Genomic DNA, 15,571 nt, shown 5'->3' on the forward strand with positions numbered 1-15,571 from the left:
TCCTTCAGGAGTTTGTTCCCATCAGGAGCTTGTTCCCGTCAGGAGTTTGTTCCCGCCAGGAGTTTGTTCAAAGACATGTTCGATCGGGTTTTGATCTTTCTGATGGGGATGCTTCTGCTCCTCGGCTCGGGTGCGGCACAGCAATCATCGACAGCCGACACCCCAGGCGCGAATGAAAGTTCTGGAACGCTGCTGAAGGTTCAGATGCAGGAGCGTGTCAGTTCCGCGGATGCCCGGAACGGCCAGACCTTGCGCGGTCAGCTTACCGAGGCCGTTACCCTCGAGGGTCGTGCTTTCGCTGTGGGAGCTCCGGTGACGGTTACTGTGGTTGCCGTCGCCAAGGCGGGCGAGATCAACAGTGCCGGAGAGCTTTCGCTGCAGGTAGAGGCGGTTGGGCAAGAGGAAGTGCTGAGCGACGTCATCGTGATCCTGGGCAAGGAAGGCACGCGAGAGCTGGGGGATAGTGCGCCGGCCAAGGGGACTGAGGCTGTGGTGGAGGCGAAGTCCGTGCTGACGTTCCATGTTGTTCCGCTGGGGTTGGCGAATCGGGAGCGTCGGCTGGGGCAGGAGAAAAGGTTGGAGGCGGCCGGTGCGGTGGGTGCAGGTCTGTTGTCCGTGGAATAGATTTGGATCTCGCTACGCGAGATATCCCACCCATCGCCTTATCACCCAACGAAGTTCGTCCGGGACCCGAATATCCCATATCTCGGCAGAGCCGAGATATGGGATATTCGGATTTGTGGAGCTCTAAAAGCAGGTCCTTCGCCGACGCTCAGTCATTCCTACTTATCGGCTTTTACGTAGGCCAGGACCTCTTCGGCGTGGCCTTCCGGCTTTACTTTGGGGAAGATGTGCAGCAGCTTGCGGCCGGGGCCGATCAGGTAGGTGGTGCGCTCGATTCCAGTGACCGGTTTGCCGTACATCGTCTTCTGCTTGATGACGTCGAAGTAGTTGCAGATCTTCTGGTCGTGGTCGGCCAGGAGGGGGTAGTTCAGGTCGTATTTTTCCGCGAATTTCTTCTGCGCCTTTACGGTGTCGCGGGAGATGCCGAGAACGACAACGCCCGCCTTTTTCAGCTTGTCGATGGCGTCCCGGAAGCCGCAGGCCTCGATGGTGCAGCCAGGGGTATCTGCTTTGGGGTAAAAGAACAAAACGACAGGTTTGGGGTCAAAGCTGGAGAGGGTGACCGGGTTGCCGTCCTGATCGTTGAGAGTAAAGTCTTCGATAATGTCGCCTGCTTGTGGTGGCATGGATGCAAAGGTACAGCGCCTGCGGGTTGAGCCGCAAGGCAGGGCTGCAAGGTAGCGGAACCGCGAGATTGGCCGTCTTATGAGTGTGATGAGAGTTTCCAGAGGAATCGGATTCGCCGCCGTTGCGGCGATGGTGGCCGCAGCGCCGGCCCAGATGCATCGTGTTGCCAAGAAAGACAATGTCACCCGTGCGATCGGCGTATACGAGTGGACCGGCGACGATATCAAGAAACCGCTGGCGAGCCGGCTGGTCCCTGTCTCGCTCTTCGTCGACGGAGATTACCAGGATGCCGGTCTCTACCTGGCGCGGCCTGTCCCCCTGGCGCTGAGCACGGACGTTGTGTATGAGCTGCAGGACTCCGGTGAGCCCAAGGGATTGCTCGACCTGGACTTTGCCCGCAACCTGAAGCCGGACGCTGCCGTCAGCAGCGTGTACGACCAGGGATGGATGGGGTATGGCAAGTGGCAACCTTTGCCGGTGGATAAGCCCAAGCCTCCGCAAAAGGTCGTCCTGGAGTCCACCGACAAGGATGACAGCCGTCCCAAGCTTGGCCGCAAAGATAAAGATAAGAAGGACAAGTCGAACTCGAAGGATTCAAAGGACAGCAAGAACGGCAAAGACAAAGATCAGAGCGGCGTCACCGGCGTCGGGGACGATCCATCGGATGACGCCGATCGCCCCACGCTGAAGAAGCGCACGGAGAAGGAGAAGCGCGACGCCATCAAGAACGATACCGCCAACGTGCAGACGCTGGGGGATCTGAATGACGACCCTGATCGCCCGAAGATCATGCGCGGTAAGCCGGCGAAGCTGGCGGAGGCTCCGCAACTGAGCGGCATGCCGGCCAACCTGCATCAGATCGTTGCCGTCAGCGATGCCGCTTCGCGCGAGATCCACGACTTCACCTATCGTTTCCGCGATCCTTCGGAGAAGACGGAGATTCAGGCCAAGCTGGAGAAGGTGGCGATGTCGCTGGTCGCTCCATCGCCGACTGCTACACCCGCGCCGATCAAGACTGGTGGTGTGAGCCGTTCCACGGGAGCACGCAGCAAGCTGAAGGCTGCTCCGGTGACGGAGACTCCGGCGGTGAAGCTGGCTGATGAGAAGTTTTCCGCTTTCGAGCTCAGCTACAACAGCGCCCCGGTTTTTGTGCTGGAGGCCCATACAAGTGGTGAGGGAGGGGCGCCGGTGAAATATGTCACGGTGGTTGCGCAGAATGACAGCTTCGGCGAGCCGCAGGTGGCGGTGAAGACAGTGACCGATGCCATCCACATGGATACAACGCCGCGGATGCATCTGGTGGGTGTTGTGGACGCGGAGGCATCCAATCGTGCCAGTCTGGTGATGGAACTGCGCGGAGAACAGGCGCGATCATTTGCGATGTATCGCGTGATCGGCGGGCAGGCGACGAAGTTCTTTGAGACTGGGGCTACACAGTAGGGTTGCGGGTTAATGTGAAACGCTCCGCAGAGATGCGGAGCGTTTTTTGTTTGGGGGCTGAAGATGTCTCGGGTGATCGCCGCCAACGTGGTCCTATAGAGCGGGCTTTCAGCCCTTCTCTCCCCCTGTTGCGCCGATACCGGGCGTTGCCCCAGGCTGGTATCGAGCGCGCCTTCAGCGCTTCTTTATGTCTGGCGTTCGCTGGCTTCGCTCAGAGTAACGCGCAACTCGATTTTCTTGCGAGCGCGGAAGATTGTGACAGTCACCGTGTCGCCTGCCTTGTGGGAGTTCATCACGTCAGAGACGTCCTGCTGGGTGGTGATGTCCTGTCCGTCGATGGAGACGATAAGGTCTCCGCCGATCATCACCGGTGTGTTGCCCATGTAGGCGCGTTGTGAGCCGCCCTTCAGACCGGCCCGTTCTGCCGCACCGCCGGGGAGTACTCGTTCTACAAGGACGCCATAGTCAGCCGCGAGGCCAAGCTGATCGGCGATGTCCGGGCCGATCGGCAGCGTGACGACATCGAGAGCAGGCCTACGAACGTGGCCATAGCGAGCCAGGTCATCAACGAAGGCGCGAGCGGTGTTGATGGGAATAGCGAAGCCGATGCCGGCGCTCTGGTCGCTGCCGTTGGAGGCGATCATCGTGTTGATGCCGATGACCTCGCCACGCGAGTTCAGCAGCGGTCCGCCGGAGTTACCGGGGTTGATCGCGGCATCGGTCTGGATGGCATTGTCGATGGCCGCTCCCGTCGGTCCGCGGACGGAACGAAGGGCGGAGATGATGCCGCGGGTCATGGTTCCGTTCAGACCGAAAGGATTGCCGATAGCGTAGACCTTCTGTCCAACGACAATGTTCTTGGAGTCGGCCAGGGTGACTGGCGTAAGGTTTGGCGCATTGATCTGCAGCAGGGCCAGGTCATGGCTTTTGTCTACCTGCACAACCTTGGCGGTGTACTTGTGCTTATCGTTCAGCGTGACTTCGATGCGCTGGCCATCCTGAATGACGTGGTTATTCGTCAGGATGTGTCCCTCTTTGTCGATAATGAAGCCGGTACCCATGCCCTGCTGGGGAACGGGGCCGTAGAAGAAGTCGAAGGCCACGGTGGTGGAAGTAACGTTCACCACGCTGGGCAGAGTCCGCTTATAGACGTTGATATTGTTCTGCTCTTCGCTATCGAACTCCGGCGCGGCATTGGCGACGGTCATATGGAAGTTGCCCAGAGGGCCGTTGACCGCAGTTGTTCCATTTACCGGTAGCGACGGGAAGGCGCTCTTGACCCAGTTACCGATGGCTCCCGACGGCACCATGTAGTTGGTCAGCAGGTAGAAGCCGCCCACCAAAAGGAGCACGAGCAGTACGCGACGCATCTTCATATAACTTCCTTTACGTTTCCTTCGCCTGTGAAGTTCAGGCTCTAGACGATTCTAGGCTCCCTGAGGCTGCTTTGAGCGCTTCCCACACCTGGACGACCTGGCGGCGCAGATCCTCCAGAGTTCCGTCGTTGCGGATCAGGAAGTGAGAGCGCTGCATCTTTTCAAAGTCTGACATCTGCGCTTCCATGCGGCGGCGCGCATCGTCCACCGTCGCTCCCGGCTGCCGTGCCAGAAAGCGTTCGATGCGGAGCTGTTCCGGCGCATAGACCAGCACAATCCTGTCGAAGCGATCGCGCAGGTTGCCGTGTTTCGTCTCGAAGAGCAATGCGGTTTCGACGACGCAGACGGCTTCAGGTTCTCGCTCGCCGATCTCTGCCATCCATGCGGCCTGGGCTTCGATGGTTGCGGGATGGACGATGGCGTTCAGCTCCTCGACGCGGCCGTCGGCAAAGGCGATCTTTGCCAGCCGAGTGCGGTCCAGCGTGCCGTCGGCCGCGAGCACCTCTGCGCCGAAGTGCGCCACAATGCGATCGAAGACGTTCTGACCAGGCTGCATCAGCCGGCGGCCGACCTCATCGGCCTGGGTGACGTGTGCCCCGAGTTCGACAAGCATGGCGGCCACGGTGGATTTGCCACTACCGAGGCCGCCTGTAAGTCCGACACGCAGCATCGGCTACACGCCCCGGCGCTGCCGGGCTGCGCGGACGGTGTTCTTCATCAGCATGGCGATGGTCAGCGCTCCTACGCCTCCGGGAACCGGAGTGTAGGCTCCGCTCACGGCAAAGGCGCGAGGATCGACGTCCCCGACGACGGTATATCCGCGCCTGGCAAAGCCTTCAGCACGAGCTGTGTCATTGGGGAAGAACTTTTCCATCTCGCTGAGATCGTTCACGCGATTGATGCCTACATCGATGACGGTGGCGCCGGGCTTGACCATCTCTTCCGTGATGAAACCGGGGCGACCGATAGCGGCAACCAGAATGTCAGCGTGGCGGGTGTAATTCACCAGGTTGGCAGTCTTCGAGTGGCAGACGCTGACTGTTGCGCTTGCGTTCAGCAGCATCATGGCCGCGGGCTTGCCGACGATATCGCTGCGTCCCACGACGACTGCATTGGCTCCAGCGATTGCGATCTTGCTGCGTTGAAGAATCTCGATGATGCCTGCGGGGGTGCAGGGAGCAAGCGCGGGTTGGCCCGTCTGCAGACGGCCTGCGTTGACTGGATGAAATCCGTCGACGTCTTTCTGTGGATCGATCGCTTCAAGCAACCGCTTGGTGTCGACCTGCTTCGGTAGTGGAAGCTGAATCAGGATGCCGTCGACATCCGGACGTCCGTTGAGTTCCGCGACCAGAGTGAGCATCTCTTCGGTGGTGATGGTCTCAGGCGGCGTAATCATCTCGCTGCCGATACCAAGTTCGCCGCAGGTCTTTACCTTGCTGCGGACGTAGATCTCAGAGGCGGCAACATGGCCGACCAGCACGACGACCAGTTTGGGGGTAATGCCGCGTGCAGCCAGTTCTTTGGCTTCAGCGGCAACTTCGTTCTTGATTTCGCCGGCAATGGCGACTCCATCTAACAGCTTGGCCACGTCTTTTTTGTCTCCATAACAATCGTACCGGGAACCGGGGTTGCCTGTTGTGCGTAAGAAAATGTCACAAAAGGGTTACAACTGGTTACTTCAAATGCTGCAACTCGATGGCCACAAAAGCGTCTAATCAAACAGGTGGTAGGAAGATCACGAAAGGAGCGGAGAGGCAGATGGCACAGGAGATAGAAAAGGGCATCGAGAAGTTCACTGAACAGGACCTCGCAGGCCTGCGGAACGACCTGTTGCAATCAGGGCTGGATAGCTGGCAGGCAGGGGAGCTGATTTCCAACTTCCTAATGGGTCGCGGCTATGGCGTATCGAATCAGGCGGCAAGGAATGCTGCCACACGCATTGAGTCCGCTTCCTGTTCGTTGGAGACCATGCAGCGCGAGTTGGAGCGCGTTGCTCTGGTGATGTAGTTCAAGATTGATGTTATGAAGTAAAAGCCCGCGACTTCGCGGGCTTTTCTTCGTTTTGAGAACAGATCTTTTTTATTCGTACTTCAGCGTGGTAACCGGGTCGAGTTCCGCGGCGCGACGCGCAGGTAACGTGCCGAAGATTACGCCAACGATGACCGATGTCAGCAGCGCAACCACGGCCGACATCCAGGAATGAGGGACCTTGACGGGTGTCAGGAAGGTGACAGTGAATGGAATTGCCAGGCCGATGACGGTGCCGACGACGCCGCCAGAGAGTGAGAGAAAGATACTCTCGGTGAGGAACTGCATCAGTATCTCGCGCCTGGTGGCGCCCAGGGCTTTTCGAATACCGATCTCCCGGATACGCGCCTGCACATTGGCCAGCATGGAGTTCATGATGCCCACACCACTCACGATGAGTGTGATGGCAGCAGCTAATGTGAGTACAATCGTCAGCATCGTGGCGATCTGAGCCATTACGTGTAGCACCTGCGTCAGGGTAAAGGCGGTATAGACGCTGGTGGGACGATGGCGCGACTTGATGATCTCAAGAATGCGCTTGGCGGCCGGCTCAACCTGGGAGCTGTTGGCTACGGTGAAGAAGATCTGCTTTACGCTGTCTGTGCCCTGGAAGTAGCGGGCGACTTGATAGGGGATCAGGATGGTCTGATCGCTGATCTCTGACTGACCGAATGTTTCGACACTTTCTTCAAAGACGCCGACGATCAGGAAGGGAATTCCGCTGACGGTCAGTGTGTTGCCGATGGCGCCTTCCGAGCCGCCGAAGAGAGAGCGCGCCAGAGACTTGACGATGACGGCCACCTTGGCGTGCGAGATGGCATCCTGATCGTCAAAGAAGCGGCCGCTCAGCACCTTCAGGTTGCGGACCTGTTTATATTGCGGCGAGACACCCAGAAGCATGGCGTCTTTGGTGAGGCCGCTTCCCATGCTGATGCGGTCATGGAACTCCAGCATCGGCGAGGAGGCGATGATGCCGGGCACGGCGGACTTAACCGCCTCCATATCGGCATTGGTCATAAAATCAGGGGTCGAGGTATTGTCAGGCCCGGCGACGCTGCCACCGTTGAACTGCATCTCGATCATGTTGGGGCCGATCGAGGAGATCAGGTTCAGGGCGTAGTCCTTGCCGGTAAGGCCCAGGGTGACGACCAGGATGATGGAGGCGGACCCGATCACCATGCCCAGCATAGTGAGCAGAAAGCGGGCTTTGCTGGCCTTAAAGCTATCAATGGCGAGGTTTATGGTCTCCGAGAACATCAAGGAGGTCTTGGCAGACTTCAGGGTGCTCTCAAAGGTCCTCGCCCGTTGCGCCGGGCGCGCCGGAGATGAAGCTACGGTGGCCATATCCTCTTCTCATTAGAGCACTTCTACCTGAAAAAGGAGCACGAAAAACGGGCGAAAATCGCACCCGGAGGGGTGGGCTTGGTATGCTAACCCTCAGCGCACCTGCCTCAAGCGGAGGGATGTGTGAGTGGTTGAAACAGGCGGTCTTGAAAACCGCTTTGGGCGAAAGTCCAACGGGGGTTCGAATCCCTCTCCCTCCGCCATAAGAAGCTTAAGTGCGTCCTGAGTTGCCCCGGGATTTTCGGGATTCTGCTCAGAAACCACCTTTCCGGCGCCCGCTTTGCTTTACACGACCAACAATCTAAGGATCAAGTCGACCCGAGTTGTTCTGCCTCCGGTCTTTCTGGAAGAAGAGATGCCCGTCACCGAGCGGGCCTCAGCTACCGTTTTTGACGCGCGTCGCCAGGTCGTCGAGGTTCTCGACGGCATCGACGATCGTCTTGTCGTGGTGGTCGGCCCCTGCTCGATTCACGACCCCGATGCCGCCCGTGAGTATGCCGGGCTGCTGCGCGAGGCGATTACGGAGCTCTCGGACGAGCTGATGATCGTGATGCGGCTCTACTTCGAGAAGCCGCGGACCACGGTCGGCTGGAAGGGTCTGATCAATGACCCGTATCTCGATGAGTCATTCCGCATCAATGACGGGCTTCGCATCGCTCGCCGCCTGCTGCTCGATCTGGCGGAGATGGGCGTGCCGGCAGGCACGGAGTTCCTGGATATGATCTCGCCGCAGTACGTGGCGGATCTTGTCAGCTGGGGCGCGATCGGAGCGCGTACGACGGAGAGCCAGGTGCATCGCCAGCTTGCCTCCGGACTCTCCTGCCCGGTTGGCTTCAAGAACGGCACCTCGGGCAATGTGCAGATCGCGATCGATGCGATTCTTTCGGCGAACCATCCACATACGTTCCTGGGAACCTCGGACACGGGCCAATCGGCGATTCTGCTGACATCGGGCAATCCGGACTGCCACATCATCCTGCGCGGCGGCCGGCAGACGACGAACTTCGATGCGGCCTCGGTTGCTTCTACGGCGGAGCAGATGGAAAAGGCCTGGGTCAAGCCGCGCATCATGATCGACTGCAGCCATGCGAACAGCGGTAAGGATCATCGCAAGCAGGGCGCTGTCTGCCGCGATGTTGCCGGGCAGATTGCAGCGGGCGACAGCCGCATCATGGGTGTGATGATCGAGAGCAATCTCGTCGCCGGGACGCAGCCGCTGGTGAATGGCAAGGCGCAGGTCTACGGGCAGAGCATCACGGACGCGTGTATCGACTGGGCCGAGACGCAGGTTCTGCTGCGTGATCTAGCGGTCGCTGTGCGTGAGCGCAGAGTGAAGAAGGGCGCGGCTCAGGCGGTAGCGGCTGCTGAGTAGGTTGCGAGCCCACTGGCTTGGGCTTCAGATCGTATCGTCAATTGACCGTGAAACTGGGTGACTCATCCATTGCATATCGGGGTCCCCGGCGAACTTGTTCGCTGGGGTGACTAGCAATGGGTGAGATATTTGAGCGTAGCCGAACCCGCTTGATCATTGCTCTATAGAGCGGGCCTTCAGCCCTGGTTATTCATATTTCGGCCAAGACCTGGGGCGTTGCCCCAGGCTGATATAGGACGCGCCTTCAGCGCTATAAACGGGGACTTCGTTGGTTGAAAGAGCAGGCTTCCCGTCCGCATAGGTCTCTTTGCCTAGCTTGGTCCTGTGAATGAAGTGAAAGAATACCTCCATCTCATTTCGGAGGCATTCGAACCCGTGACCAAGAACCTTATGCGCGTCGCACTGGCACTCCTGCTGGCTGCACCCTTCACCGCTCACGCCCAGAACAAGGCGGTCGACTTCAATCCGAAGATGCCATTCTCTGATGGCTACATCGCAGGGAACACGCTGTATGTCGCCGGGCAGCAGGGACCGGATGATCATGGCAAGGTAACCGGCACCACCATTGAGTTCCAGACGGAACGCACGATCGCTGCCATCCAGCGCGTTGTCGAGAAGGCCGGTTTCAAGATGACCGACCTGGTCAGTGTGACGGTATATGTGACCGACCTCAACGATGTGCCCAAGATGAACGAGGTCTATAAGCGCCTGATGCCCAACCCCAAGCCCGCTCGCGCGACGGTAAAGGTTGCCGGGCTGATCGGCGATGCCAAGATTGAGATCTCGGCGATTGCTGTGAAGCAGTAGACGAAATCGAGTTAAAAACGAACGGCAGCCCATCACGTGACGTGTGGGCTGCCGAAGTTATTGGGGTTACTTCCAGCCGCCGCCGAGTGCGGCGTAGAGCTGTACCAGCGTGAGTGCTTCGTTCTGCTGTGCGGTTACAAGATTGAGTTGAGCGTTGTAGAGATTGGTGTCGTTGGTTAGTACTTCCAGGTAGGCTGTGGAGCCGCCCTGGTAGCGCATGCGCGCGAGGCGGACGGCGTCTTCGGCCGAGGCTACCAGCTTCTGCTGCTGTTCGCGTGTAGCCTTCGTCTTGTTCATCGCGATGAGGGCGTTGGAGACGTCGCGCAGGGCTCCGGCGATGGTCTGCTGGTAGCTGATGACGAGCTCTTTCTGCTGCTCTTGCGAGAGCTGCAGTTGGCCGCGCAGTTTGCCACCCATGAAGAGCGGTTGTGAGAGTTGGCCGATGCCGTAGATGGTGCGGCTGTCGGTGCTGAAGATGTTGCTCAGGCTGTCGCCGCCCACACCGGCGGAGCCGGTGATGGTGAGCGTTGGGAAGAACTGCGCGCGAGCGATGCCGATCTGTGCGTTGGCTGCGATCAACTGTGTCTCAGCCTCCTGGATGTCCGGACGGCGCTCGAGGAGTTGCGAGGGCATGCCCACGGGAACGTCCTGCGGCGGCGGAGCCAGTATGTTGTCCGCGTGGCGGGCGACGGGACCGGGGTTGCGGCCCAGGAGAATGCTCAACGAGTTCTCCTGTTGCGCAATCTGTTGTTCGAGCTGCGGGATCTGTGCCGTTGCAGTGTAAAGAAGCTGTTCGGCCTGGCGCTGGTCAGAGAGCGGAGCAGAACCGGCATTGGTCAGCGTCGAGGTGAGCTTTAACGACTCTTCGCGCGCCTTGACGGTCTGCCTCGTGATCTCGAGCTCGTGGTCAAGAGCTCGCAACTGCAGATACGAGGTGGTGATCTGTTGCACGAGGGTGACGCGCACAGCACGCTCTGCCCAGACCTGATTCAGCAACTTCGCACGCTGCACGTCGGTTTGTTTGCGGTAGAGTCCCCAGAAGTCCGGAACCCAGCTAATGCCGAGGTTCAGACCGCCAAAAGCCAGTGGGCTGGAGATGTTGCCGATCGACGATGGGATATCGGCGCCGATGCCGTTGCCGCCCGCGGTGATCTGCGGGAACTGTCCGGCGCGGGTGATCTTTACCTGTGCCTGCTGCTCCAGGATGCGTTGCGCGGCGATGCGGACGTCGAAGCTGTTGCCCATGGCTTCTTTGATCAGGGTCTGCAGCTCCGGCTCCTGGAAGACCTCGGGCCATGTCTTATCGCCCAGCGATGCCTGCGTGTTGGTGGCGACCTGCGACTCATCAGCTCCGCGGAATGCTTCCGGAGCCTGATAGGCAGGGCGCTTGTACTTTGGCCCGACGTTGCAGCCAGTCAGCAGTGTAAGTGCGATGGCGCCTGCGAGCAGGGGTGCGATTACCTTCTGACGAGTGGATCTCATGCGTGCTCTCCCTCGGCCGGAAGGCCAGGTGCAGCGGAGCCCTCGGTATCGTGCGGCTCTACCGGATGTGTGCTGTCCATGGTGGTGTCTTTTCGGCCCTTGATGAAGCGGAGCGAGAGATACTCCACGACACTGAAGGTGGTTGGAATCATCAGCACGCCGATAACGGTCGAGAGCAGCGTTCCGCCGATGACGACGGTGCCCAGAATGCGGCGCGATGCCGCGCCCGAGCCGGTCGCGATCCAGAGCGGAGCGCAACCGAAGACGAAGGCGAGTGCTGTCATCACGATGGGGCGGAAGCGCAGCCGGGCTGCATTCAATGCGGCTTCGGCGATGCTCTGTCCCTTCTCGTAGTTCGCCTTGGCGAACTCGACGATAAGGATGGCGTTCTTCGCAGAGAGACCGATCAACATGATCAGACCGATAGTCGCGAAGATGTCGTTCTCGAATGAACGCATATTCAGGGCAAGATAGGCGCCTAGAATTGCGACCGGTGTGCTGAGCAGCACGCTGAAGGGAAGCGTCCAGCTCTCATACAGCGCTGCAAGAATAAGGAAGACGAAGAGGATCGAGAGCGAGAAGACGGCCCACGACGGAACGCCCTGTTCGGCCTGACGCTCCTGGAAGGTCATGCCCTGGTAGTCGTAACCCATGCCTTCGGGCATCGATTCTTTGAAGGCTTCTTCCAATGCATGCCGTACCTGCGCGGAGCTGTAGCCAGGTTTGCCGGCTACGTTCAACTGTGCTGCTCCGTATTCGTTGAAGCGCAGAATGAACTCCGGTCCGGTAATCTGCTTGGTCTTCACCAGGGCAGATAGCGGTACCTGGCTGCCATTCACACTGCGGACGTAGAACTGGCTGATGTTCTGGATCCGCGTGCGCGATTCGCCTTCGGCTTCCACGTAGGTCTGCCATTGGCGGCCGAAGCGATTGAAGTAGTTCACCAGGTAGCCGCCCATGAAGGTCTGCATGGTGGAGTAGACATCGCCCAGATTGACCTGCTGCTGCAACACACGCTCGCGGTCGACGTCGACATAGAGCTGAGGCACCGCGGGCAGATACGACGGAATCACCGCGGCGATCTCAGGCCGCTTCTGCGCGGCTCCGAGGAAGGCGACGAGGTTTTTCGTCAGGAACATAGGATCGTCTTTGCCGGAGCGATCCTGCAGGATCATGGTGACGCCGCCCGATGTACCGATACCAGGAATGGCCGGCGGTGGGAAGGAGAAGGCGATGCCATCGCTCAGGCCGCCGATGGCCTTCTGGATGTTGGCCTGAATGCCGGCAACCTGCTCCTCCTTGCTCTTGCGCTCTTCCCACGGCTTCAGGGAGACGAAGAAGAAGGCGGTGTTGGTGCTTTGTGTCTGCGTCAGCAGGCTGAAGCCGTTGACGCCGATCACGCCCTTGATGCCGGGGATCTTCATCAGCGAGTCGGTGATCTGCTGCGCTGCGGCGTCCGTGCGTTGCAGCGAAGAAGCATCGGGCAACTGCAGGGCCATGTAGAGGTAGCCCTGGTCTTCTTCCGGAATGAAGCCGCCAGGCAGGCGAGCCCCGATCAGCATGGCTGCGCCCGCAACCACAACCAGCAGGACCATGGTGAAGGCTGACTTGTGCAGCATCAGGCTTGACGTGGAGACGTACTTCTCCGTGGTGCGTCCGAATAGGCGATTGAAGCCATCGAAGAAGCGGCGCAGCGGTCCACGTGCACCTTCCTTCTTCGGCTTGAGCAGCAGAGACGCAAGGGCGGGGCTGAGCGTCAGTGCGTTGAAGGCCGAGATCAGTACTGAGATCGCAATGGTGATAGCGAATTGTTGATACAGCCGGCCGGTGATACCGGGGATGGCTGCGGTGGGGATGAAGACGGCGGCAAGAATCAGAGCGATGGCGACGACCGGGCCGGAGACCTCTTCCATGGCGCGATAGGTCGCTTCCTTGGGAGAGAGGCCCTGGTCCATCAGGTGCTCGACGGCTTCCACAACGATGATGGCGTCGTCGACGACCAGACCGATCGCAAGCACCAGACCGAAGAGGGAGAGTGTGTTGATAGAAAAGCCGAGCAGCGGAAAGATGATGAAGGTACCGATCAGCGAGACAGGTACGGCCATCAGCGGGATGAGGGTTGCTCGCCATCCCTGCAGGAAGATGAAGGTCACGATGATGACCAGCACCAGGGCTTCTACCAGGGTTTCGGTGATCTCGTGGATGCCGGCGGTGACCGCCAGCGTGGTATCCAGCGGGACATCGTAGGTGAGTCCCTGCGGGAAGTTCTTCGACAGCTCATCCATGCGCTTGCGGACACCGGCGGCGACTTCGACCGCGTTCGATCCGGGAAGCTGATAGATGGCCATAACGCCTGAGGGCGCGTTGTTGTAGCGGGCAGTCAGGTTGTAGATCTGAGTGCCGAGCTCGATGCGGGCGACATCCTTCAGATGAAGGATCGACCCATCGGCATTGGCGCGGACAACGATGTTCCCGAACTCGTCTGCCGTGGTGAGACGGCCCTGCGAGCGTACGGTGTAGGTGAACTGCTGTCCGTTCGGAACAGGTTCTCCGCCGATCTGGCCGGCAGGATGCACGCTGTTCTGTGTCTGCAGTGCGTTGATGACCTCAGGGACGGTGACACCGAGTTTGGCCAACTGGTCCGGCTTCACCCATACGCGCATGGCGTATTGTCCGCCGAAGATCTGCACACGCGAGACACCTTTGACGCGCGCGATCTCATCCTGCAGGTTGATGATGCCGTAGTTGGTGAGGAACTGCGCGTCGTACTTATTCGTAGGAGAGTTGAGGCTGACCAGCATCAGCGGTGAGGTCAGCGCCTTCTGCACGGTGACGCCCGAGGTATTCACCTCACTGGGCAATTGCGACTGTGCCTGAGAGACGCGGAGCTGAGAGAGAATCTGGTCGGTGTCGGCGTTTGTCTTGACGTCGAAGTCAACGTATAGCGAGGTCTGCCCGTTGTTCGCGTTGACTGAGGACATGTAGATCATGTTGTCGACGCCGTTCATCTGCTGTTCGAGCGGCGTGGCAACGGCTTGTTGCAGTGTTTTGGCGTCGGCGCCGGGATAGGTGGCCTGCACCAGGATCTCGGGCGGAACAATGTTGGGATATTGCGATGTCGGCAGGGTGAACATTGACACCAGTCCGATCACCACGGTGATGATGGCGATTACGATAGCCACGATGGGCCGGCGGATGAAGAACTTTGACACGGTTACCTCCCGGCCGGCTGAATCGAAGCGGATGTTTGCAGTTCAGTGACGTGAGGAGCAACGGGTGCGCCCTCGCGGAGCTTCTGCAGGTTGTCGGTAATCACCTTCGCTCCTGCAGGAATGCCACTCTCGACCACCCAGTTGTTGCCGTACTGCGGTCCGAGTTTCACCGCCGCAGCGTGGACCTTGCCGTCGTCTCCAGCGAGATAGACCTGCTGGATGCCCTGAATCTCAGCGACTGCCGTTTGAGGAATCAGGATGGCGTTGTGCTGAATCTGCGTTTCGGCGTGCACGCGGCCAAACTGACCAGGGCGAAGCACATTGCCGGGGTTGGCGAAGGAAGCGGCGACGCGAATCGCGCCAGTCTGTGCGTTCATTTGGCGATCGACGAAGACGATGTGTCCCTTCTCGGTATAGGTCTCACCGTTGGAGAGCACTAGTGTCAGGGGAATCTTCGAGGTGCCATTCAGAAGGTCGCTGCTACCGTTGGCGCTGTGATGCGTAAGTGCCAGGTACTCGGCGTCGCTGATGGCGAAGTAGACCTTGATGGGATTGAGCTGTGAGACCGAGGTCAGCACTGAGGTGGGGCCTACCAGGTTGCCTACCTGCGTGGTGGCCTGTCCGGCAACACCGGAGATCAGCGAGCGCACCTGCGTCCATCCCAGGTTCAATTTGGCGGTTTCGACCGAGGCCTCCGCAGACTTTACGGAGGCTTGTGCCTGTGCCATCTGCTGCAGCTCGTTGTCGAGCTGGCTCTGCGCGATTGCCTTGGCCTCGGCTAGCGGCGTGTCACGTTTTACATTGATCTGGGAAAGTTGTAACTGCGCCTTGGCCTGTCCCAGGTTTCCTTCTGCCTGATCGAGTGAGGCCTGGAAGGGACGAGGGTCTATCTCGAAGAGGACCTGTCCCTGTGCCACCGGGGCGCCTTCGCGATAGTTCTGCTTGATTAGATATCCACTCACCTGGGGCTGGATCTGGGTATTCACATAGCCGTCCAGAGTGCCGACCCACTCGCCGGTAAGAGGAACGTCTGCGCCGCGGGCGATGATAGCCGAAACCGGCAGCGGGCCTATTGAGGTCTGGGGTGTTGCTTCGCTCTTTTTCGCACAGCCGGAGAGCAGTACCGCACCCAATAGAGCAGCCGCGGGAAGTGCCCCATGCTGCATTCGTTTTCTAGTAGTCTCGTTCATCCACTTTCACCTTTTGAGGGATCGCCGTTCCAAATCCGGGCTCGGTTCTTTGAATTTCCGATGTACGAA

The 15,571-nt window shown here is 59.3% G+C and carries 13 protein-coding genes and 1 tRNA gene; 6 read left to right on the forward strand and 8 right to left on the reverse strand.

Annotation, left to right across the window (positions count from 1 at the left end):
- Nucleotides 1-75: 75 nt before the first annotated feature.
- Complete coding sequence (locus FTW19_RS04965; protein WP_147646609.1) at nucleotides 76-624, forward strand: hypothetical protein; 549 nt, start codon at nucleotides 76-78, stop codon at nucleotides 622-624.
- 158 nt (nucleotides 625-782) lie between these two features.
- Here the strand turns inward: FTW19_RS04965 and bcp are convergent, their stop codons facing one another.
- The gene (gene bcp / locus FTW19_RS04970) at nucleotides 783-1,250 is read right to left on the reverse strand and encodes a thioredoxin-dependent thiol peroxidase (protein WP_147646610.1); all 468 of its coding nucleotides are present in this window, start codon (nucleotides 1,248-1,250) and stop codon (nucleotides 783-785) included.
- Between the two features lie 88 nt (nucleotides 1,251-1,338).
- On the opposite strand from bcp, the gene FTW19_RS04975 reads away from it, so the two are divergent.
- A complete protein-coding gene (locus FTW19_RS04975) occupies nucleotides 1,339-2,691 on the forward strand; it encodes a hypothetical protein (protein ID WP_147646611.1) in 1,353 nt (450 codons plus the stop codon).
- A gap of 185 nt (nucleotides 2,692-2,876) precedes the next feature.
- Here FTW19_RS04975 and FTW19_RS04980 read toward each other — a convergent pair whose 3' ends face one another.
- From FTW19_RS04980 to FTW19_RS04990, 3 genes are read right to left on the reverse strand one after another with little or no spacing between them, the layout of a single operon-like run.
- Nucleotides 2,877-4,067: a S1C family serine protease gene (locus FTW19_RS04980; protein ID WP_147646612.1), complete on the reverse strand. Its 1,191-nt coding sequence runs from the start codon at nucleotides 4,065-4,067 to the stop codon at nucleotides 2,877-2,879.
- 34 nt (nucleotides 4,068-4,101) lie between these two features.
- Nucleotides 4,102-4,737: a dephospho-CoA kinase gene (gene coaE / locus FTW19_RS04985; protein ID WP_147646613.1), complete on the reverse strand. Its 636-nt coding sequence runs from the start codon at nucleotides 4,735-4,737 to the stop codon at nucleotides 4,102-4,104.
- 3 nt (nucleotides 4,738-4,740) lie between these two features.
- Complete coding sequence (locus FTW19_RS04990) at nucleotides 4,741-5,655, reverse strand: bifunctional 5,10-methylenetetrahydrofolate dehydrogenase/5,10-methenyltetrahydrofolate cyclohydrolase (RefSeq protein ID WP_147646614.1); 915 nt, start codon at nucleotides 5,653-5,655, stop codon at nucleotides 4,741-4,743.
- A gap of 170 nt (nucleotides 5,656-5,825) precedes the next feature.
- On the opposite strand from FTW19_RS04990, the gene FTW19_RS04995 reads away from it, so the two are divergent.
- Nucleotides 5,826-6,074 (forward strand): hypothetical protein, encoded by a 249-nt coding sequence (locus FTW19_RS04995; RefSeq protein WP_147646615.1) that lies wholly within the window; start codon nucleotides 5,826-5,828, stop codon nucleotides 6,072-6,074.
- A gap of 72 nt (nucleotides 6,075-6,146) precedes the next feature.
- Here FTW19_RS04995 and FTW19_RS05000 read toward each other — a convergent pair whose 3' ends face one another.
- Entirely contained in the window at nucleotides 6,147-7,439 is a 1,293-nt protein-coding gene (locus FTW19_RS05000) for an ABC transporter permease (protein WP_147646616.1), read from the reverse strand.
- Between the two features lie 113 nt (nucleotides 7,440-7,552).
- On the opposite strand from FTW19_RS05000, the gene FTW19_RS05005 reads away from it, so the two are divergent.
- The 3 genes from FTW19_RS05005 to FTW19_RS05015 all read left to right on the forward strand — a co-directional run bounded on the left by FTW19_RS05005 (nucleotide 7,553) and on the right by FTW19_RS05015 (nucleotide 9,618).
- Nucleotides 7,553-7,642, forward strand: a tRNA-Ser gene (locus FTW19_RS05005).
- Nucleotides 7,643-7,719: 77 nt separating this feature from the next.
- The gene (locus FTW19_RS05010; RefSeq protein WP_147646617.1) at nucleotides 7,720-8,811 is read left to right on the forward strand and encodes a 3-deoxy-7-phosphoheptulonate synthase; all 1,092 of its coding nucleotides are present in this window, start codon (nucleotides 7,720-7,722) and stop codon (nucleotides 8,809-8,811) included.
- A gap of 375 nt (nucleotides 8,812-9,186) precedes the next feature.
- Nucleotides 9,187-9,618 (forward strand): RidA family protein, encoded by a 432-nt coding sequence (locus FTW19_RS05015; RefSeq protein ID WP_246153572.1) that lies wholly within the window; start codon nucleotides 9,187-9,189, stop codon nucleotides 9,616-9,618.
- Between the two features lie 66 nt (nucleotides 9,619-9,684).
- Here FTW19_RS05015 and FTW19_RS05020 read toward each other — a convergent pair whose 3' ends face one another.
- From FTW19_RS05020 to FTW19_RS05030, 3 genes are read right to left on the reverse strand one after another with little or no spacing between them, the layout of a single operon-like run.
- Entirely contained in the window at nucleotides 9,685-11,100 is a 1,416-nt protein-coding gene (locus FTW19_RS05020; RefSeq protein WP_147646618.1) for an efflux transporter outer membrane subunit, read from the reverse strand.
- A complete protein-coding gene (locus tag FTW19_RS05025; protein ID WP_147646619.1) occupies nucleotides 11,097-14,312 on the reverse strand; it encodes an efflux RND transporter permease subunit in 3,216 nt (1,071 codons plus the stop codon). The genes FTW19_RS05020 and FTW19_RS05025 overlap by 4 nt, the downstream gene beginning before the upstream one ends.
- Before the next feature lie 2 nt (nucleotides 14,313-14,314).
- Nucleotides 14,315-15,502 (reverse strand): efflux RND transporter periplasmic adaptor subunit, encoded by a 1,188-nt coding sequence (locus FTW19_RS05030; RefSeq protein WP_147646620.1) that lies wholly within the window; start codon nucleotides 15,500-15,502, stop codon nucleotides 14,315-14,317.
- Nucleotides 15,503-15,571 lie beyond the last annotated feature (69 nt).

Source organism: Terriglobus albidus (genome assembly GCF_008000815.1).
Classification (GTDB): Bacteria; Acidobacteriota; Terriglobia; order Terriglobales; family Acidobacteriaceae; genus Terriglobus; species Terriglobus albidus_A.

Excerpts from the sequence above, each read along its gene's own strand:
- FTW19_RS04965 (WP_147646609.1), top strand. The coding sequence starts at position 76 with ATGTTCGATCGGGTTTTGATCTTTCTGATGGGGATGCTTCTGCTCCTC.
- bcp (WP_147646610.1), bottom strand. The coding sequence starts at position 1,250 with ATGCCACCACAAGCAGGCGACATTATCGAAGACTTTACTCTCAACGAT.
- FTW19_RS04975 (WP_147646611.1), top strand. The coding sequence starts at position 1,339 with ATGAGAGTTTCCAGAGGAATCGGATTCGCCGCCGTTGCGGCGATGGTG.
- FTW19_RS04980 (WP_147646612.1), bottom strand. The coding sequence starts at position 4,067 with ATGAAGATGCGTCGCGTACTGCTCGTGCTCCTTTTGGTGGGCGGCTTC.
- coaE (WP_147646613.1), bottom strand. The coding sequence starts at position 4,737 with ATGCTGCGTGTCGGACTTACAGGCGGCCTCGGTAGTGGCAAATCCACC.
- FTW19_RS04995 (WP_147646615.1), top strand. The coding sequence starts at position 5,826 with ATGGCACAGGAGATAGAAAAGGGCATCGAGAAGTTCACTGAACAGGAC.
- FTW19_RS05000 (WP_147646616.1), bottom strand. The coding sequence starts at position 7,439 with ATGGCCACCGTAGCTTCATCTCCGGCGCGCCCGGCGCAACGGGCGAGG.
- FTW19_RS05020 (WP_147646618.1), bottom strand. The coding sequence starts at position 11,100 with ATGAGATCCACTCGTCAGAAGGTAATCGCACCCCTGCTCGCAGGCGCC.
- FTW19_RS05030 (WP_147646620.1), bottom strand. The coding sequence starts at position 15,502 with ATGAACGAGACTACTAGAAAACGAATGCAGCATGGGGCACTTCCCGCG.